This window comes from Marinomonas sp. 15G6-16 (assembly GCF_055809555.1).
The window spans coordinates 2,576,883-2,595,785 of record NZ_CM147916.1; the positions used below are offsets into that span (position 1 = coordinate 2,576,883).

Genomic DNA, 18,903 nt, shown 5'->3' on the forward strand with positions numbered 1-18,903 from the left:
TTTTATTGTCGTTAATTTTGTAACTAGGTGTTGGCACCTTATATCGCCGCATTGAGCTATTGAATTAAAGTGAGCGTAATTGAAAAACGAGGTTTTTAACATGAGTAATACAATCGAAACAATTAAAGAGCAAATCAATAACAACGACGTTCTGCTTTATATGAAAGGCAATCCTCGTGCGCCACAGTGTGGTTTTTCTTCACAAGCAGTACAGGCTCTTATGTCTTGTGGTGAACGCTTTGCTTTTGTGAATATTTTGGATAATCCAGATATTCGTGCAGAACTGCCAAAATACGCAAACTGGCCGACTTTCCCTCAGCTTTGGGTAAAAGGCGAGTTGGTTGGTGGTTGCGATATTATTGTTGAAATGGCTAATAACGGTGAGCTACAGACTTTAGTAAAAGAAGCTGTGGGCGAATCTGAAGAGTAATATCGGTTCTATAAAACGAAAGGCACATATTGCTTACATCGCAATATGTGCCTTTTTTGTTAGATCTTAGTTTGCGTTATAAATTCGTTTGCGACATCCATTACTTGTCTTCTAAACCAAATATGGCTCGCGTCATGGTGCAGTAATGGGCTCCAGATCATCTTTAGTTCAATTTTAGGAATATTGAAGGGTGGATCTAGAATCACAAAGTCAGGGTTTTTCTTATTGATCATGGCAACTTTTTTAGGAAGTGTGGCGATCAGGTCTTGCTCAAGCGCCAAATGCATGGCCGTATGATAGCTTCGAGTAAAGACTCGAATACTCCGTTTGTGGCCTAATGCTTGTAATGCTTCATCTACCCAACCGAGTTTTTGCACATCATTTGGATCCATGCCAACGCCAATACCAAATCCCGTTTTACTAACCCAAATATGCTGTGCCTGTAGGTAAGCTTCAATATCAAAGTTATTACGCACCGGATTGTTTGAACTCATCATGCAGACAAAGGTGTCGAGCCAGACGCTTTTTTGATGGAAGGATTGAGGGAGCTCTTCAAAGCGATTAATCGCCATGTCTATTTTCCCAGCTTCAACATCATGAAACGTCACGTCGCTTGGTGTCATGATGTCCAACGTTATGCCTGGCGCATATTCTCTAAGACGGTTGAGCAGTAAAGGTATAACCGTTGAGGTGGCGTAATCACTGGCCATGATTCTAAAAACGCGGGTACTGACTTTTTCATCGAAGTCGGCTTCTGGCTGTAGTGCTTCTTCAAGGTCGAGTAACACTTTGCGAACAATGGGTTGTAAGCGAAGTGCTTTTTCTGTGGGTTTCATACCTTCACTGGTCCTAACCAGCAATGGATCATTTAATAAATCTCGAAGCCTCTTTAAGCCGTTACTCATGGCTGGCTGAGTGATATTTAGTTTATTGGCAGAGCGCGTGACGTTGCACTCTCTTAGTAATACATCAAGATAGATGAGCAGGTTAAGGTCGATCTTATTAATATTCATTGTTTAATGGTATTCACGCGCCTTATGAATTGAAGGTATTTACCCTGCCAAAAAGTATAACCCTAAAACACTCATTGCGAAATGAATAGAAGAACCGCTTTTTAAGGCGGTTTCTAACTTTTATCCATTAAATTGTGGATGTATCCGCGGATGTACAGCATAGGTCGATAAAACGCTGAGCATTTTGTGTCAACGCTGTATTTTTGGGCGTAACAATTAACAAATTTCGATTTAAGGCCAGAGGTGTTTTATAAAGTCGAATTAAACCAGAGTTAAGCTCTTGAGATATTGCCATTCGAGACAAACAGCCTAATCCCATTTGGTGAATAACCGCTTGTTTAACCGCTTCCATATGAGCGAGTGATAACACAACGTTGAGTTGAGGAATATGAGACGCGGTTGACTGTTCTAAGATATTTCGTGTGCCTGAACCTGCTTCTCGCATTACCCAACTGGCTTGCTCTAAGTCTTCCCAAGAAAGTTCTTCAGGGCGATCTTCTTGAGCAGAACCAAAGACAACAAGTTCATCCTTTAGCCAAACTTGAGTCATTAACTCGGCATGCTGACAATAACCTTCGATAAAGCCTACTTCAGCTTTTCCTGTTAATAGTTGTTGAATAACACTTTGCGTGTTGCCGATGTCTAACGTGAAGCGAATGTTTGGGTGTTGGCGTTTAAACGAGGACATTTGTTTGGGAAGCAAGTAGTTTCCCATACTGACACTGGCGGCAAGGTGAAGTGATCCGCTTAGCTCATCTTCATTGCCCATGCTCTCGATTTGCTCAATCTGACTAAGCACCGCACGAGCCTGTGGCAAAAGATGCCTAGCTTGAGGTGTGATTTGTAGGCGTTTACCATGACGGCGAAAAAGCGGGCGACCTAATAGCGCTTCTAGTTCTCTCAGTGCTTGACTGGCGGCTGGTTGACTAATAGAAACCATCTCCGCGGCTGCGGTGACTGAGCCTGTATGAACAACGGCTTCAAAAATTTGTAATTGTCTAAGTGTAATTCTCATCCCTTTATTGTAGCCCCGTTTCTGTTTTGATGAGTAGTCTAATCTTGCTATAAATTCAATTCGATTGAGGTAAAAAGTGCAGCGTAAAAAATAATATTTAGTTTTTCCCATAATGGTATGGAAAATGCTTTAATACGCAGTGAAATCTCAGGTAAGACGCTATCCGTCTTGTTGATATGTTCAGACGTAAGTCGACTTCCACAAGAAGTAAATATTACAACTTCTGTTATTAGCCAAAAGCTAATGCAGTCCATGTTAAGGACATGTTATGAAAATTACACACCGTTGGCTCTCTATCCTAGAGGGTTGTATCCTAGTTGCTCTAGGACTACATATTCTAAACTCAGCAGGACTCTTGATCAGTGGTACCGCAGGCGCTGGTATGATTTTGCTTAGGCTTACTGATTTGTCTTTCGGACAGCTTTTCTTCCTGTTAAATCTTCCGTTTTACATTCTAGCTTGGTACACCTTGGGTCGAGACTTTACGCTTCGAACCTTTGCTAGCGTTAGCTTGTTGTCGATTCTCTCTGAGTTAATGAAATATTACGCAGTCTTGTCCATTCATCCATTGTTGTCGGCGACGCTAGGCGGTTTATTGGTTGGTTTCGGGCTGATTATTTTATTTCGTCATAACACGTCTTTGGGCGGATTAAATATATTGTCGGTTTACTTGGAACGAAAATTCAATATTCATGCGAGTAAAACAACTCTTATTGCTGATATATTTGTTTTGATCGCCGCCATTACCTTCCTTGATTTAACACACTTAGGACTTTCTTTAATTGCATTTGTGCTTTTAAGCTCTGTCGTTGGTCGTTATCACAAACCACCAAAATGGGCCGAAGTTCAAAAAGCCGATGCATAGAATGCGTGCAATGTGTTTTTCTTCGTTTTAAATATGCACTGATTTGTTGCGTTTGAGTTTAATCATAGCCAGATATTAACGGCATTATCTGCATAATATTAAATACTTAACTTAAGTGGATATTGTGTACAGAATGGCGTTAATATTAGTGAGCGTTGTATGTTTATTGCTTGATAATGGTGCTTGATTATAACTACCTGAATAAGCTTGCCCAATCGAGAAATTTGTAAATCAAATGGAAGGGCGTAGCAAAGAATGAAGCAGTCTCCAACAGTATTGATAGTTGATGATGTTCCTGAGAATTTACGTGTTTTAAAAGATGTCATTACGGCGTTAGATTGCCAGATTTCTTTTGCTAATTCGGGAGAAAGAGCCCTTGCTCTTTTGGAAAGAACACAACCCTGCCTGATTTTACTCGATGTTATGATGGGCGGCATTGACGGTTTTGAAACATGCCGCCGCATCCGAAACCATCCAATCCATAAAGACGTTCCAATCATTTTTGTCACTGCATTAGCTGATGATATCAACCGTGGCTTTGAGGCTGGTGGAAATGATTACATCAGTAAGCCTATTCGAGTTGAAGAAGTGCGCGCTCGTGTGATGCATCAATTGGAGAAGTTTCAATTAGTAAATGAGCTAAAAGAACTGACCACGTCATTGGAAGAAAAAGTTCGAGAACGCACAGCCAACCTCAATTTAGCAAACCGTAATTTACGCAAAGAAATAAACGAAAGACGTTATATGCAAGATCGTCTCAAATATCTTGCTCAACACGATTTTGTGACTCAGCTTTATAATCGTGATGCATTGGATGAGCATGTCTCTCATATTATTTCTGAAATCCAATCCCAATCCATAGTTCATACACCTTATTTTGTGTTAATCGATATTAACGAATTTCGACTAATCAACGATTCCTGTGGTTGTATCGCAGGCGATGAATTATTGCATCAGTTTGCCATTTTGATGAGCGAACACATCAGCCCGCAAAGAGATTTTTGTGCTCGTCTTAGTGGTGACAAGTTTGCCATTGCGATTAGTGCGGGAAGTGAAATCGTATCCTCTTTTTTCCGTCTACTTGAGGAAAGCATAAAAGACTTTGTTTTTGTTTGGGACGAGCGACAGTTCCGAATCAGTTTGACGCAAGTAGCTGTTCCTATTACCGAAGAAATGGTGTCATTCGAGCAGGTTATCATGCTCGCAGATGAAGTCTGTTATTCCAGCAAAAAATCAGGCGTGCTTTCTCGGGTTGTTAAAAATGCAAGCGACCTTGCTTATGAGGAGCATCGAGGCAACCTTAATTGGGGACTTCGAATTATTGATGGCCTTGAGAAGGATTTATTTGAGGTGCATTTTCAGGAAGTGTTGTCTTTAAATGGTGCTGACACGAATAAAAAAGTTGAAATTCTGGTTCGCCTTAAAGATGAAAATACCGCAAATTGATTTACCCAAATGATTTTATTAGAGCGGCTGAACGCTTCGGTATTATCTCGAAAATTGACCGTTGGGTGATTCATAATACGATGAAGCTTTTTTCTGAACGAGAGAGTTTATGGGAAAGTGTTGATCAAGTTGCCTTAAATGTTTCCGCTTTATCGGTGCGTCAATCCGATTTTGCCCAATTCATCGTAGAACAATTATCGCTATTCCAATTAGATGGGCGTAAGTTCTGCTTTGAAATTACGGAAACGGAAGCGCTGAATAATTTCACAGACACGCGTAACTTTATGTCTCTTCTTCATGAAAGTGGGTGCAGTATCGCATTAGACGATTTCGGAACAGGCTTCTCATCTTTTGCTTACCTAATGGATTTGCCATTCGATTTAATCAAAATAGACGGCATGTTTATTAAAGATATGCATGTTAATGAAATTCATTATGAAATGGTGGATTCCATCGTTAAGTTAGCGAAAATGTTGAAGAAACCTGTGGTGGCGGAATTTGTCGAGAATCAAAATATCGTTAACCAATTGAAAGAGCTTGGTGTTGAGTGGGGACAAGGTTACCACTTCCATAAACCAGAAAAGCTTTAATTATTGGGCTATCAAACGGAGTTTTGAACATGGGCGATCAGCTATCTACTCTTCTTGGTTTATTGGCAATTATTTTTGCCGTTATAGCGACCTCTCTTATCATTCTACAATTAGTTTTTTTGGTGCGTTTTAAGCAATTGCAACGCCGATACTCAAGAGCAATTTTGGCAACAAATTCTGGTGTTTGGGAGTGGTTTCCAGGCAATAATCGTCTCTATATTTCTTCTGATTTTTTCCTCCGGTTAGGTTTTCGGGAAAAACAAGTTCCTACTCGTCTTAGTGAATGGTTGGAGCTGTTATCTGTAGAAGAGAAGGATATTTTTGAACGCTGGCAAGATGAACTTTTACAGCAGAAAAAAGGTGTAGTTAAGCCAGTCAGGCTTAGCATAGAGAACCAAGATAAGAAAAAATATTGGATTGAAATACGCGGCAGTGTGACGCGTGTTGACCGCCTAAATAAAGCGCAAAGCGTTGCTGGTGTCATCGAGGAAGTTAGCCATTTAGTCGCAGCAGAAAAAGCTTTGCTTGAAGCGAAAGAAGAGGCACGACGTAGGGAATTATTGCTAACCTCTTTGATTAATAATATCCCAGATATAATTTGGTCGAAGGACGAGCACGGCAAATACCTCGATTGCAACCAAGCCTTTTTAGAGTTTAATTCGCTGACCTCTCAAGAAGTGAAAGGAAAGTCTGACCAAGAACTGAATTTGGATGGCAAAGGTGATTATTACCAGGAGCAAGATAACCAAGTTCTAAAAACAGGTATTACCTTTCACGAGCAGAATTGGGGGCACTCTCAAGGTGACGAGTCTAGATTGTTTGATATTCACCGAGTGCCAGTGATTGAGCCGAGTATCCATTTTCGTGGGGTTCTTGGTATCGCCAGAGACATTACAGAACACCATCATCTGCTAAAACAACTTAAGTCGTTTAAAAGCTTTGCTGATAACTCAGCTCAAGGCTTTGCAATGGCCTCTTTTTACGACGGTAATATCACCTACTTCAATAAGAAGATGTGTGACTTATTAGGCGTGAATGATGATGTGGATGATAAGTCGCTGAAGCAATTTCATTTCTTAGAGTTCTATCCAGAAACAACGCAGAAATTCCTTCAAAATACTGTCATTCCGTATGTAAAAGAACATGGTGTGTGGGAAGGTGAGTTGGAAGCTCGAAGCCTGGATGGGCGCGTGTTCGCAACCTATGAAACCTACTTTGTACTTCATGATGAAAACGGTCGTGCGACTTCTGTTGGCGATATCATGAATGATATTACAGAACAGAAAAATGTCTCTCAGCAGCTAGAGCAAGCCAAAGAAGCTGCAGAGCAAGCCAATCAGGCAAAAAGCCATTTCTTAGCGAATATGAGCCATGAAATTCGCACCCCATTAAATGCCATTATTGGCTATGCCCAACTGATCGAAGAAGACGACACTTTAAGCGGCGTTTCACGTTCTCGTTTTACCGCTATTGCCAGCGCCGGTGAGCGTTTGTTGGGTCTTATTAATGATATTTTAGACATTGCACGCATAGAATCAGGGCGACTTATTTTGCATGAGCAAAAGGTGAATATCTGCAAAGAAGTCAAACAAATTGGAAAGCTGTTTAGTGGACAAGCTCAAGAGAAAGGTTTGTCGCTCTTTGTTGAATGTCACTTGGAAGATGGTCCTTTAGTTTGGGTTGATCCAGTGAAATTTCAGCAGGTTTTGACGAACTTAATTGGCAATGCCATTAAGTTTACTCAACAGGGTCATGTAAAGGTTGTTGCTTGGGGGGAAGATCAGCAGATTCTTATTGAGATAGAAGATACTGGCCCAGGGATTGAAGACGATTTAGTAGATCATTTATTTACCCCTTTTGTGCAAGGTAAAGCTGGTGATGCGTCTGGTGGTACAGGCCTTGGCATGGCTTTGTCTTTAACATTGGTCAAACTCATGAAAGGCACTTTGTCTGTCGATTCAACACCTGAAGTGGGTACGAAAATACGCATTGCATTGCCTTTGGTCGAAGTCCCTCAAGAGGCGCTCTCAGAAGAGAATGACATTGATATATTGCTAAATATGCGACTCAATAACCCCATTACAGTCTTGGTTGCAGAGGATGATAGTTGGTCGAGAGACATTTTAGTCTCTATTTTAGAAAAAGCGGGCTGTCAGATAATTGAAGCCAACGACGGCGAGCAAGCGATTAAGGCCTTTCAAGCTAATCGGCCAGACTTTGTCATGACAGACATCCGTATGCCGATTAAGACAGGAATCGATTTTCTGAAATTCATTCAAGAGGCTGACCCTTCTCGTTCTATTCCTGTTGTTGCCGTCACAGCATCAACCCTGATTCACGAGCAGCAAGCATTAATCGATGATGGCTTCTGGCAAGTAATCGCAAAGCCATATCGAGCAGAGGAAATTTATAAAGCCTTAGTAACGCATGCCAATGTTGAATTTGTCTCTCTATTTGATAAATCCATCAAAGGGCAGATTGATGAAAGCTTAGACGTCGCAATTGAAGAAGACAGTATAGAGTTATTAAACCTAGCAGTTGAAGAGTGGCAGCCGCTGTTATTAGCAGCGCAAAATGGCGATATAGAACAAGCGGAAGAGGCTTTTTTATTGATTCAGCAGAAGTTGCCAGCTTTTCATCATAAGAAGCTTCAGTACGCCATAGCGCAATTTGATTTAGGTTTGGTTGAAGATCTCATCATAGAGTATCAAAGTATGGCGTAACGGTTTTTATATTGGTTTTATTCAATACAACCTGAGGTCTTTGCGTTTGACATAAAAATGGCACGAAGATAAGGTCTATCGAAGTAAAACACAGTAAAAACGCCTATAATAAGGCGTTTTTTTATATCGGCTTTTAAGTGGCTGCTGGCTCACCTGAATAAGCCAAAATGCTCATTTGCCAGTAGACTTTCATCAAGCACAACAACAGGTAACGCCATGAACCCTCTTGCCAATAGTAACTTTCCCTTTACTGCTGTCGCAGGACAAGAGCCGCTTAAGTTAGCTTTGATTTTATGTGCAGTGAATCCTCAAATTGGTGGGGTTCTGATTAGTGGTCCTCGCGGCTCGGCAAAATCAACTTCAGCTCGCGGTTTATCTGGTGTGATGCCTGCGTTATTGAATGATGAAGAGCTTGCCCCTTTCGCCACATTGCCGCTTGGCACCAGTGAAGATCGCCTACTTGGTGCTTTGGATTTAGAGCAAGTATTGCAAGACAAACAAGTTGCTTTTAAACCGGGTTTATTAAGCAGAGCCAATGGCGGCGTATTGTATGTGGATGAAGTGAATTTGCTCGCGGATCACCTTGTCGATCAGCTGTTAGACGTTGCGGCGAGTGGTGTAAATCGCGTGGAGCGAGATGGTGTTAGTCACGAACATGAAGCGCGTTTTTTACTGATCGGCACCATGAACCCTGATGAAGGGGAGTTGCGTCCACAACTGCAAGATCGCTTTGGTTTAATGGTAGAGCTGAGTAATCAATATAGTCTTGAAGAGCGAGTACAAATTGTTCGACTTCGAGACGAATTTGACCAAGATCCAGAGTCTTTCTGTGAAGCCTTTAAATACAAACAGCGCAACTTGAAGAACAGCATTCGTCTGGCGCGTAAAGCTTTGGGTGATATAAGCTGTCCAGATGCATTACGAATGGAAGTGGCGACACGTTGTCAGTCAGCAAATATTGATGGTGTGCGTGGTGATATTGTTTGGATTCGAGCCGCTATGGCGCATGCTGCGTGGCGTGGTGCTAAACAGGTGACAATAGATGATATTAAAGCGGTTGAAGAATTGGTTTTGGCTCATCGTCGACAGGCTAAGATACAACCGCCTTCACCACCTTCTCGTCGACCAGAGATGTCTCGACCTGAAAATAATCAACAGAAAAACAACCAAGAAACGGACAATAACGAATCAGGTAAATTAGAAAGTAGCGAAGGCGATTGGGGAAGCATGACGCCTCAAACGCTGAAGTCTTCGACACCGATTCGAGTTAATTTACAAGCGGATGCTCAAGTTCCCTCAACGGCAAAGTCTGTGAGTGAGGTGACGCCGGGAAAGTATAAAGGCAAGCAACAAGGCGGTTATCGTCTTGATGCTTCAGAATCAGGCAAAGGAGTGGATTGGTTTCGTAGTATTATCAACCAACCACAAGAATGGCCACCCAAAACATTAACTCACAAGGCCGCTAAAACAGGCCAAGCAAGATTGCATTTGGTGTTGTTGGACACATCGGCTTCTACCTTAAATCAAGGTGTGTTCGCCAAATCCAAAGGCGTAATTTTAGACATTGCCAATCGCGCCTATTTAGCCCGTGAGCAGATTGCGATTCTTGGTTTTGGGCAAGATGGTGTTTCTTCGATTTTGCCAAGAATACGAGCGCCAAAAGAAATATCTGAGTTACTGGATAACCTTGGTGCTGGTGGCGGAACACCTTTTCGAGTGGCGATCGAAGAGGCTAGAGATTATTTGGTAAAGCAACACAAAGGAAACGCCGACTTGTACAGCCAAACCTATATTTTGACTGACGGACGAACACAAGCGGATGTGTCAGACCTTGAGCTTTTAGGGCAAACAGTATTGATCGACATAGAAAATGCCGCCATTAAACGTGGCCGCGGCCAAGATATTGCTCAGCATTTGGGCGCACATTATATTTCATTAAATTCGCTTTTAGAGACTGTATTATGACTGCTGATAACGGCAACTTGGTTGATAATGACGCGGTTAGCTGTCCTGCTTTATTTTTGACAGCACCGGCTTCAAACCAAGGAAAAACCACTATTACGGCTGCTTTGGCGCGTTATTTCACTCAGCAAGGTAAGGTGGTTCGAGTATTTAAAACAGGTCCAGATTATCTTGATCCACAAATTCTTGCTCAGGCGTCTAAACAGCCGGTAGAGCAGTTGGATATTTGGATGGCAGGCGAAGACTACTGCCAAGACAAACTCTATCAAGCAGCGAAAGAAGCGGACTTGATTTTAGTCGAAGGCGCAATGGGCATGTTCGACGGCGATCCTTCTAGTGCTGATTTAGCCGCCCGTTTTGGTATTCCGATGGCGATTGTCATGGATGTAAAAGGCATGGCACAAACTGCTGCAGCGTTGGCGACGGGGTTGGCGAACTTCCGTGATGATGTGCAGGTTGCGGGGCTGATTGCCAACCGTTGTGGTAGTGAGCGCCATGCAGAATTGATTCGAGACGCGCTGCCAGAAAACTTGCCTTTACTAGCTACTTTAAAACGTGATGAAGCCATTATATTGCCAGAACGTCACTTGGGCTTAGTTCAGGCTGCTGAAGTGAAAGATGAATTGGAAGAACGCTTTGAAGCCGCTGTTGAATGGTTAAAAGAAACCCGTGATACCGGCTTATTGACCTTGCCGAAAGCGGTTTCCTTTGCTCCTGTAAAAGAACTCACTTCAGCTGATGTGACGACGGAAGTACAACAAAGTTTGGTGGGCAAAACCATCGCAGTCGCAAAAGACGCGGCATTTAGTTTTATTTACGATGCAAACCTGATTGCTTTGACAAGTATGGGCGCAAAAGTCGTCTTTTTCTCCCCATTAAAAGATCCATCTCTACCTGAAGCGGATGCTCTTTGGTTACCGGGCGGTTATCCAGAATTACATGCAAAAGCCTTGTCAGAAAATGTCTCCATGCGCCAATCTATTCAAGACTTTTACCAAACAGGGAAAAGTATTTTGGCAGAATGTGGCGGCATGCTTTACAGCTTGGAAGACTTAACAGATTTAAACGATGCCTGTTATCCCATGTTAGGTATTTTAGAAGGCCAAGGTGCGATGCGAGGCAAGCGTGGTTGCCAAGGCATGCAAACAGCCGTTATTCCACAAGGTGAGATTCGCGGCCATGCTCATCACCGATCACGTAGCGCTAATACACCTGAGCCTGTTGGTCACGGTCGTCGTCAGCGTCACCCTGCGCCGGGGGAAGCGATTTATCAACAGAAAGGCTTAACGGCGAGTTACTTACATTTGTTTTTTCCGTCTAATTTGGAAGCAACAGCCAAACTTTTTCTCGGTGAGAATTTATAGCCATGTGGCCTGAAAGTGCTGAATCGCCCGCACCATTACGCAGTGGTTTAACCACCGGAACCTGCGCAACCGCTTGTTGCGTAGCGGCAGCTCAAGCACTTTTCGCTCAACAGCAAGACGCGTCAGTCAGCGTGACACTGCCGAAAGGTAAGGTTGTGGACTTGCCCATCATTGATTATCAACTCATTGATGGCGGCATGAAAACCGCGACCATCAAAGATGCAGGCGATGACCCAGATGCAACCCATGGCGCAACCTTATTTGTTGAACTTCGTTTATCACCAGAACAGGGAATACGATTTCATGCTGCAGAAGGTGTGGGAATTGTGACTCGCACTGGCTTATTGTTAGATGTTGGCGAGCCTGCGATCAATCCCGTTCCACGAAAAATGATGACAGAACATTTAGAAGGTTTTGCTCAGACTTATCAATATCAAGGCGGTTTTGATGTGTCTGTTGGCGTGATTAATGGGGAACAAATTGCACAAAAAACCATGAATCCACGCCTAGGTATTTTGGGTGGTTTGTCTATTTTGGGTACCACGGGCATTGTTCGTCCTTTCTCTTGTGCAGCCTACATTGCATCGATTCATCAAGGTATTGATGTGGCGCGTGCTAATGGCATTACTCATATTGCAGCAACAACTGGTAACAGCAGTGAAGAGGCAATCAAAAGCTATTATCAGCTTGATGATATGGCTTTGATTGAAATGGGTGATTTTGTTGGTGCTGTGTTAAAGCACATCAAGAAAGTAGAGCAAGACGATTCCAAGCAGCTGATGAAACTCAGTATTTGTGGGGGCTTTGGGAAAATCAGCAAGCTGGCACAACAACACATGGATTTGAATAGCCGAGCTTCCAGTATTGATTTGAACAGACTTGCGCAGCTCGCTGAAACATTGGGTGCGAGCCATGAACTACAAGATAAAATGATTCAGGCAAACACCAGTGTGGAAGCCTTGTCTTTTGCTCAAGATGCAAACCTTGAATTGGCCGATGCGGTTTGTCAGCAAGCACTAGAATTCGCCAGAAAATACATACCTGATCATATTGAGCTAGAAGTCTGGGCAATTGATCGTAAAGGGTTTTTCGTAGGTAAAGCAGCTGAGTTAGCAGGATCTCAAACATGAAAATTCTATTGCTTGGCGGCACAGCTGACGCTCGACGTTTAGCTGATGCACTTCATCAAGCTGGTACTCTCCAGAATAAGATGAAAGTCGTTTACAGCTTGGCTGGTCTGGTTCGAGTGCCAAAAGTGGATTGCGAATTGGTGGTGGGCGGCTTTACTCAATTTGGTGGCTTGGCTACCTATTTGCGTGAGAATGGCATTGGCGCAATTCTCGACGTCACTCATCCTTATGCGCAAACCATGAGTACAAAAGCCGTGAATGCGGCAAAGGAAGTCGGCATTCCTTGCTGGCGTTTTCATCGTCCCGCTTGGCAAGCGCAACAAGGTGATTTATGGAGCGAATATCAATCCGATGCTGATTTACTCACGCAACTGGATGGTTTTCGTGTGCCGTTATTAAGTGCAGGTCAGATGAACGAAGATTTATTAGCGAAAATTATCCAATTGCCAAGTGTTGAGCGAGTCGTCTGGCGAACTGCGGTTGCTCCGAAATTTGCTATGCCAGAAGGAATAGAATGGATAAAAGCCATTGGACCTTTTGTTTTAGAAGATGAACAGCAATTATTACGAGAGCAAGGGATAGACGTTATTGTCAGCAAAAACAGCGGTGGTTCGGCAACCTACTCCAAACTCGAAGCGGCGCGTGAAATGTCTATTCCTGTGCTACTTCATCGTCGACCAGTATTGCCAGAAGCAGACAGAGAATTCAGTGACACACAAGATTGCTTGCAAGCCTGTTTAGCGGCGTGGGGCAATATTCATTCTAAGAATCAACAAAAAGACAGCCAACAGTGAATCCTTCAGATAAATATCAATACGAAAATAACCCACAAGCTATAGAGCATGACAGTTTTCGACAAATTCGTGAGTTAACCGATTTATCGAATTTAAATCAAGATCAGCAGCAGGTCACTATGCGCGTGGTTCATAGTCTTGGCTTGCCAGATGTGGCGACACAAGTTCGATTCAGTGCGAACGCAACACAAGCAGGGCGAGAGGCTTTGGCAAAAAACTGCGCCATTCTATGTGATGTAGAAATGGTAAAACAGGGTGTGACCAAACGTATGATAGAGCGCGAACCTTTGTGCTTTTTAAACGATCCACGTACGGCCGAGTTAGCCAAAAGTAACGGTGAAACTCGATCTATGGCAGCGCTCAGTTTATGGCAAGACAATCTAGCGGGCAGTGTTGTCTTGATTGGTAATGCGCCAACTGCCTTGTTTCGTTTGTTGGAAATGATAGAGCAGGGAGTGCCAAAACCTGCTTTGATTATCGGCATGCCGGTGGGCTTTGTGGGCGCTGCGGAATCAAAAGATGCACTTTGGCAAGTGCATGAAAAGCTTGGTATAGAATGCATTACTTTATTGGGACGAATGGGTGGCAGTGCCGTGACTTCCGCCAGCTGTAATGCATTATTGCGTTGTAATTTGGGCGAGTATTACTGATTGTGAAGACGATGACAGAGCAAAAAGAGTCGCTAAAGATTCATGTTATTGGGTTAGGCGTTAATGCAAAAGCGAGCCTTGATGAATCGGCTCAATCGGCTTTAGCGAGTTTGTCTGAGCAGGATATCGTGTTGGGTTCGCCTCGCCAGCATGACACCATTTCGACTTATTCCCATGTGGGAAAAGTGTGCGATTTACCTAAGCTCAAGCAGTTGGAAAAGGATTTTGAAATTTGGCAGCAACAAGGCGCAAAGCAAGTTGTCGTGCTCGCCTCTGGCGATCCTTTATATTACGGCATTGGCGCTTGGCTAATGCGGACTTTTTCTAAAACGCAGCTGAACTTTTACCCTAATGTTTCTAGTATTCAAGTGGCTTGTCATCGCCTTGGTTTGTCTTTGCAAGATGTTCAAGTCGTCAGCCTTCATGGTCGCCCTTTAGTGAGTTTACGTCGCTGTTTAAAAGCGAATCAGACTTTAGTTTTGCTTACGGACCAACACAGTCAGCCGCAGCATATTGCCCAAGAGTGTATAAAGGCTGGACTGAGTGGAAGCGAGATTATCGTCTGCGAAGCACTAGGTTACGAGCAAGAGCAGGTGCGCAGCTTTACCACGGCTGAACTGATAGATAACGAATCCGTTTTTGATCCACTTAATGTCATCCTTGTGAAAACCAGTCAGCAAGTTAGTTTTTATCCGACAGCACCGGGCATTCCTGATGCTGACTTTGTGACGGACAAAGGTGACGGAAAAGGCATGATCACTAAGCGAGAAGTTCGTCTGGCGATTTTGTCTTATATGAACATAGACGATGGTGACACGGTTTGGGACATCGGCGCAGGTTGCGGTGGTGTGAGTGTGGAACTGGCTTATTGGCATCCGCGCAGTCGAATTGTCGCCATTGAACACCATCCTGAACGTTTAGCTTGTTTAACGGAGAACCAAGAACGTTTCGGTGTTGTGCAGAATTTGTCGATTGTTGCGGGGCGAGCACCCGATGTGCTGGTGGATTTACCGTCTCAAGTTGATACGCCTAACAAGGTATTTATTGGCGGTAGCGATGGTGAACTCAGTGATTTGATGGCACAAGTTTGGGCACGATTACCTGTTGGCGGTAGCTTGATGGTGAGCGCCGTTACTGAAGATACAAAATTCCAAGTGATACAGTTCGCACAGATTAGAGAAGCCGCCAATGATGCTGACGAACAAAGTTTGCAAGTGTCGGTAGCCAAAGGTGAGCGTTTAGCAGGACAACGACTTTATCGTCCGAGTTTACCCGTGACACTGTTCCATTTTAAAAAGCATTCTGAGAAAGATTTGATAGAGACGAATAAGGACACCGCATAATGAGCGTGACAGAAAAGCAAGCCACCCACGGCCGATTTATTGGTGTAGGCGTTGGCCCCGGTGATCCAGAATTGATTACATTGAAAGCTCTGCGTTTGATTCAAGGTGCCAGTGTGGTGAGCTATCTTGCCAATGATCAAGGTGGCTCCCAAGCAAAAAGCATTGCTAGCGAAGCCTTTGCCGGTGTGACGCATACGCAAAATGAGATTGCCATTGTGATGCCTATGTCGACCGACCGTTCGCTTGCGAATGAGGCTTATGACAATGGCGCAAAAGCCATTGCCAAAGAGCTTAAAGAAGGAAAGGACGTTGTATTCTTGTGCGAAGGCGACCCATTGTTTTTTGGCTCTTTTGCCTATTTATTAGAGCGTCTTGAAGGCGATTTTCAGTGCCAAGTTGTACCTGGTGTGTCATCGATTAATGCGGCGTCTTCGGCTCTGAATCATCCTTTGACGGTATTGAAAGAATCTTTTGCAGTTGTGAGTGGTCGCCATTCAGCTCTGCAAATTGATACAGCACTGGAGCAACATGACAGTGTGGTCATCATGAAAGCAGGGCGAGCGCGCCCGAGAATCTTAACGGCATTGCGTAAAACTAATCGTATGCAGGACGCTAAGTATCTTGAATATATTGGTCGAGACAATGAGCGTATCGTGCAAGACGTATCGACTTTGGAGGATAAAGCCGGCCCTTATTTTTCTCTGTTTGTTGTGACTAAAAGCGAGCGAGGCACACGTTGATTCGCATTATTGCGTTAACGCCAGCTGGTGAGAAATTGGCTAAAAAGCTTCAAGGTCGTTGGTCGAATGGAAACAGCTCTGATGGAAATAAGCTTGAGGCGAGTGTGGAATACAAGCCTAAGCCTTTTGCTGAGTTCGTTCAGAATGCTTTTCAGCAAGGGGATTGGCTGGTGTTTATTTGCGCCACGGGCATTGTGATGCGAACCCTTGCGCCAGTGCTTCAAGACAAGTATCAGGATCCACCAGTGTTGGTTTTAGATGAAGAAGGTAAGTTCGTGATTCCGCTATTATCGGGCCACGAAGGTGGCGCCAATGAGTGGGGCGCTCAAGTAGCAGATCGACTTGGCGCGCAATTAGTGATGACTACCGCGAAACCTTATCTGAACCCGATTTATACGCTGGGCATGGGCTGCGAACGAGATTGTCCATTGGAATTTATTGAAAGTCTGATGTTGGCGGCTCTTGAGCAAAAAGGTCTAACGCCAAGCGACATTCATTCTCTAAACAGTATTGATATAAAAGCCGACGAAACTAACTTGATTGCCTTGACCCAAAAGTATCATTGGGACTTCAATACCTACAGCGCCCAAGAGCTTGCCCCAATGGAGTCATTACTCAGCACAAAATCTGACTACATCTTCAAAACAGTGGGCGTCTACGGCGTCGCTGAATCCGCTGCTTTGCTTGCAGCACAAAATGAGTCAGGTTCAGAACCTGAGCTAGTATTAAACAAAATCAAAAATGCCAAAGCGACTGTCGCGATTGCGAGAGGGTTTGTTAATACAAAAAAGAAGCCCCTTGATGGGCTTCTTTAGTTTTTACTGTTTTTCTAAGTCGCTTCTACTCGTTAGACGATTTTGAATTGGCTTAGAAGGTCTTTTTGGTGAGTGGCGAGTTTTGATAAGCCTTCACTGTCTTTTTCACTTTGATCCGATCCTGTTGCGGCTTGTTCAGACATTTCAGAGATGTCTTGAATGTTCTGCCTGATTTCCTGTGCTACGGCGGATTGTTCTTCTGCTGCTGTGGCAATTTGAGTACTTAGGTCTCGGATTTCTGTCATGTTGCGCTGTAGCTCAGTTAAGGCTGTGCCTACAAGGCGTGCTTCTTCCACACTGGCATTGGCGCTGGTGTGACTTTCGTTCATGCTGCTGACTGTCTTGGTGACACCTTCTTGAAGTTGGGTGATGACTCGTTGGATTTCTTCTGTTGAGCTTTGAGTCCGAGTAGCAAGCGTACGAACTTCGTCGGCGACAACGGCAAACCCTCGGCCTTGCTCGCCTGCACGTGCGGCTTCAATGGCAGCGTTGAGCGCTAGTAGGTTTGTTTGTTCTGCGATTTGTTCAATCACATCCAAAATGTTGCCGATATCTTTTGAGTATTCATCCAGCTGATTCACAACGACAGTTGATTCTTCGATTCTTGCGAGTAATTGCTCATTCTTTTGTATATTCGCATCCATTTGAGCGCGGCTTTTTGTTGCGCCTTGGTCAACGGATTGAATTTGGTGAAGAATGGTTTCAGAGCTTTTGGCTACCTGTTCCACGGTGGATGTCATCTCATTCATGGAAGAGGCGACTTCTGTTGTACGCTGGTTTTGTGCGCTCATGAGACGTTTAGAATCGCTCGCGAGACGAACATTATTCGCTGCGGAATCTGCCACTTTATTGGAAGATTGATCAATATCTTTCATAACAGATTGCAGCTTTGAGACAAGTTCGTTTACCCAGCGAGAAAGTTCGCCAAATTCATCTTGTGTGTTTACTTGGCTTCTTTGAGTGAAATCACCGTCGGAAATTTTTCCTAATACGGTCATGACCTCTTTCAATGGATTTTTGATACTACGACTTACCCATAAAGTGACAAGAACTGCTATGGCAATAGAGATGATCAATACAATGCCGATAATGAGGATGGACAAAGACGCCGCTGTGCTGGCTTCTGCCTTTGCGCTTTCTCCCATGTGCTCTGTTTCAGAAAGCAGTTGCTCTACTTCTGTGTTTATTTTGTCCATGCTGGCGGATAGGTTTTTCGCTAGAACCTCGGACTCTTGTTCTAGGCTCACACTTTCATAATGTTTTGCTATTACGCCTTCGTCAGACAAGATGGCAAATTCCAGCTCTTCAATTAGGCTATCGATATTGTCGCTATTGAGGATGGCTTGTTTATCTTTTAATGCTTCAAAAGTGGAAGACATGCTGTCACGCAGAGATTGCATATCTTGTAGGTCTTGTGACTCAAAGTAGTTAACAACAGAGGTTTCTATATTTTGTATGCTGTTTTGTAAGAAGGAAGCGGAAGAGCGAATTTCAAAATCTTCCTCTTCTTGCATGAAGCTTAAATCTTCCAAGGTAAAGAGAAGAGAGCTTTTAAGGTAGCCTTTTTCTTCTTTTACTAGGAGTTGAGTATCCAGCATTTTTTTATAATTAGAAAATGCCATATCTGTGTATGTGAAAAAATGGTTGGCTTCATTATTGATGTTGCTTAGAGCGCTGCGCATGACATCAAGGTTTTCCAGCTGACTTTCTAGTCTTGCAGAAACCTCAGTGTATTCACTTTTTTGCGTTTGAAAGCGTTGAGATAAGCCTTCTAATGAGTCTGGGGATTTGCTCAGTAGATATTGCAGGACAGCGGAATTCGCTAAACTCAAATCGTCTTTGAGGGCGTGGCTTGTAGAAGTAATATCAGAAACCTTTCCTGTCACGATATCCAGTCTACTTTCTATTTTGCTGACTCCCCAAAAGCCTGAAGCGGCAATTAAAAAGAGTAAGAGTAATAAGACGCTGAAACCGCACAGAATTCGTTGAATAACGGATAATGACATAGTAACTCCATGGCTTT

At 43.5% G+C, this 18,903-nt stretch carries 16 protein-coding genes; 13 read left to right on the top strand and 3 right to left on the bottom strand.

The genetic code is table 11. The features are described from left to right. Positions 1–100 precede the first annotated feature (100 nt). Positions 101–430, top strand: a complete 330-nt coding sequence (gene grxD, locus AC0L46_RS12365; RefSeq protein WP_317003082.1) for a Grx4 family monothiol glutaredoxin — start codon at positions 101–103, stop codon at positions 428–430. 59 nt (positions 431–489) lie between these two features. Here grxD and AC0L46_RS12370 read toward each other — a convergent pair whose 3' ends face one another. Both AC0L46_RS12370 and AC0L46_RS12375 read right to left on the bottom strand, forming a co-directional pair. After that, positions 490–1,443, bottom strand: coding sequence for a LysR family transcriptional regulator (locus AC0L46_RS12370; RefSeq protein ID WP_317003083.1), 954 nt, complete (start codon positions 1,441–1,443; stop codon positions 490–492). A gap of 127 nt (positions 1,444–1,570) precedes the next feature. After that, the gene (locus AC0L46_RS12375; RefSeq protein ID WP_414680441.1) at positions 1,571–2,458 is read right to left on the bottom strand and encodes a LysR substrate-binding domain-containing protein; all 888 of its coding nucleotides are present in this window, start codon (positions 2,456–2,458) and stop codon (positions 1,571–1,573) included. A gap of 268 nt (positions 2,459–2,726) precedes the next feature. Here AC0L46_RS12375 and AC0L46_RS12380 point away from each other — a divergent pair, with 268 nt between their 5' ends. The 12 genes from AC0L46_RS12380 to AC0L46_RS12435 all read left to right on the top strand — a co-directional run bounded on the left by AC0L46_RS12380 (position 2,727) and on the right by AC0L46_RS12435 (position 16,880). Next, positions 2,727–3,323 (top strand): YitT family protein, encoded by a 597-nt coding sequence (locus AC0L46_RS12380; RefSeq protein WP_473503970.1) that lies wholly within the window; start codon positions 2,727–2,729, stop codon positions 3,321–3,323. A 255-nt stretch (positions 3,324–3,578) separates the two neighbouring features. After that, on the top strand, positions 3,579–4,769 hold the full coding sequence (locus tag AC0L46_RS12385; protein ID WP_473503972.1) for a response regulator: 1,191 nt from the start codon (positions 3,579–3,581) through the stop codon (positions 4,767–4,769). After that, positions 4,766–5,359, top strand: coding sequence for an EAL domain-containing protein (locus AC0L46_RS12390; protein ID WP_473503974.1), 594 nt, complete (start codon positions 4,766–4,768; stop codon positions 5,357–5,359). Before AC0L46_RS12385 ends, AC0L46_RS12390 begins: the two co-directional genes overlap by 4 nt. 29 nt (positions 5,360–5,388) lie before the next feature. Then, a complete protein-coding gene (locus AC0L46_RS12395; protein WP_473503976.1) occupies positions 5,389–8,082 on the top strand; it encodes a hybrid sensor histidine kinase/response regulator in 2,694 nt (897 codons plus the stop codon). Between the two features lie 216 nt (positions 8,083–8,298). Beyond that, entirely contained in the window at positions 8,299–10,047 is a 1,749-nt protein-coding gene (locus tag AC0L46_RS12400) for an ATP-binding protein (RefSeq protein WP_473503978.1), read from the top strand. Next, positions 10,044–11,408 carry a cobyrinate a,c-diamide synthase gene (locus AC0L46_RS12405; RefSeq protein ID WP_473503980.1) on the top strand — a complete coding sequence of 455 codons (1,365 nt, stop codon included), beginning with the start codon at positions 10,044–10,046 and terminating at the stop codon, positions 11,406–11,408. Before AC0L46_RS12400 ends, AC0L46_RS12405 begins: the two co-directional genes overlap by 4 nt. Before the next feature lie 2 nt (positions 11,409–11,410). Continuing rightward, the gene (locus AC0L46_RS12410) at positions 11,411–12,538 is read left to right on the top strand and encodes a cobalt-precorrin-5B (C(1))-methyltransferase (protein ID WP_473503982.1); all 1,128 of its coding nucleotides are present in this window, start codon (positions 11,411–11,413) and stop codon (positions 12,536–12,538) included. Beyond that, positions 12,535–13,332, top strand: coding sequence for a precorrin-6A/cobalt-precorrin-6A reductase (locus tag AC0L46_RS12415; RefSeq protein ID WP_473503984.1), 798 nt, complete (start codon positions 12,535–12,537; stop codon positions 13,330–13,332). Before AC0L46_RS12410 ends, AC0L46_RS12415 begins: the two co-directional genes overlap by 4 nt. Further along, positions 13,329–13,982 carry a precorrin-8X methylmutase gene (locus AC0L46_RS12420; protein ID WP_473503986.1) on the top strand — a complete coding sequence of 218 codons (654 nt, stop codon included), beginning with the start codon at positions 13,329–13,331 and terminating at the stop codon, positions 13,980–13,982. Before AC0L46_RS12415 ends, AC0L46_RS12420 begins: the two co-directional genes overlap by 4 nt. An 11-nt stretch (positions 13,983–13,993) precedes the next feature. Further along, positions 13,994–15,325 (top strand): precorrin-6y C5,15-methyltransferase (decarboxylating) subunit CbiE, encoded by a 1,332-nt coding sequence (cbiE, locus tag AC0L46_RS12425; protein ID WP_473503988.1) that lies wholly within the window; start codon positions 13,994–13,996, stop codon positions 15,323–15,325. Beyond that, positions 15,325–16,065 (top strand): precorrin-2 C(20)-methyltransferase, encoded by a 741-nt coding sequence (gene cobI, locus AC0L46_RS12430; protein WP_473503990.1) that lies wholly within the window; start codon positions 15,325–15,327, stop codon positions 16,063–16,065. Before cbiE ends, cobI begins: the two co-directional genes overlap by 1 nt. Then, entirely contained in the window at positions 16,062–16,880 is an 819-nt protein-coding gene (locus tag AC0L46_RS12435; RefSeq protein WP_473503992.1) for a cobalt-precorrin 5A hydrolase, read from the top strand. Before cobI ends, AC0L46_RS12435 begins: the two co-directional genes overlap by 4 nt. Before the next feature lie 32 nt (positions 16,881–16,912). Here the strand turns inward: AC0L46_RS12435 and AC0L46_RS12440 are convergent, their stop codons facing one another. Next, a complete protein-coding gene (locus AC0L46_RS12440; protein ID WP_473503994.1) occupies positions 16,913–18,886 on the bottom strand; it encodes a methyl-accepting chemotaxis protein in 1,974 nt (657 codons plus the stop codon). Between the last annotated feature and the right edge of the window lie 17 nt (positions 18,887–18,903).

Bases quoted from the DNA above. Each gene is read 5' to 3' on its own strand.
- AC0L46_RS12370 (WP_317003083.1), bottom strand. From the start codon at position 1,443: ATGAATATTAATAAGATCGACCTTAACCTGCTCATCTATCTTGATGTA.
- AC0L46_RS12400 (WP_473503978.1), top strand. From the start codon at position 8,299: ATGAACCCTCTTGCCAATAGTAACTTTCCCTTTACTGCTGTCGCAGGA.
- AC0L46_RS12410 (WP_473503982.1), top strand. From the start codon at position 11,411: ATGTGGCCTGAAAGTGCTGAATCGCCCGCACCATTACGCAGTGGTTTA.
- AC0L46_RS12395 (WP_473503976.1), top strand. From the start codon at position 5,389: ATGGGCGATCAGCTATCTACTCTTCTTGGTTTATTGGCAATTATTTTT.
- cobI (WP_473503990.1), top strand. From the start codon at position 15,325: ATGAGCGTGACAGAAAAGCAAGCCACCCACGGCCGATTTATTGGTGTA.
- AC0L46_RS12375 (WP_414680441.1), bottom strand. From the start codon at position 2,458: ATGAGAATTACACTTAGACAATTACAAATTTTTGAAGCCGTTGTTCAT.
- AC0L46_RS12415 (WP_473503984.1), top strand. From the start codon at position 12,535: ATGAAAATTCTATTGCTTGGCGGCACAGCTGACGCTCGACGTTTAGCT.
- grxD (WP_317003082.1), top strand. From the start codon at position 101: ATGAGTAATACAATCGAAACAATTAAAGAGCAAATCAATAACAACGAC.
- AC0L46_RS12440 (WP_473503994.1), bottom strand. From the start codon at position 18,886: ATGTCATTATCCGTTATTCAACGAATTCTGTGCGGTTTCAGCGTCTTA.
- AC0L46_RS12380 (WP_473503970.1), top strand. From the start codon at position 2,727: ATGAAAATTACACACCGTTGGCTCTCTATCCTAGAGGGTTGTATCCTA.
- cbiE (WP_473503988.1), top strand. From the start codon at position 13,994: ATGACAGAGCAAAAAGAGTCGCTAAAGATTCATGTTATTGGGTTAGGC.
- AC0L46_RS12385 (WP_473503972.1), top strand. From the start codon at position 3,579: ATGAAGCAGTCTCCAACAGTATTGATAGTTGATGATGTTCCTGAGAAT.
- AC0L46_RS12405 (WP_473503980.1), top strand. From the start codon at position 10,044: ATGACTGCTGATAACGGCAACTTGGTTGATAATGACGCGGTTAGCTGT.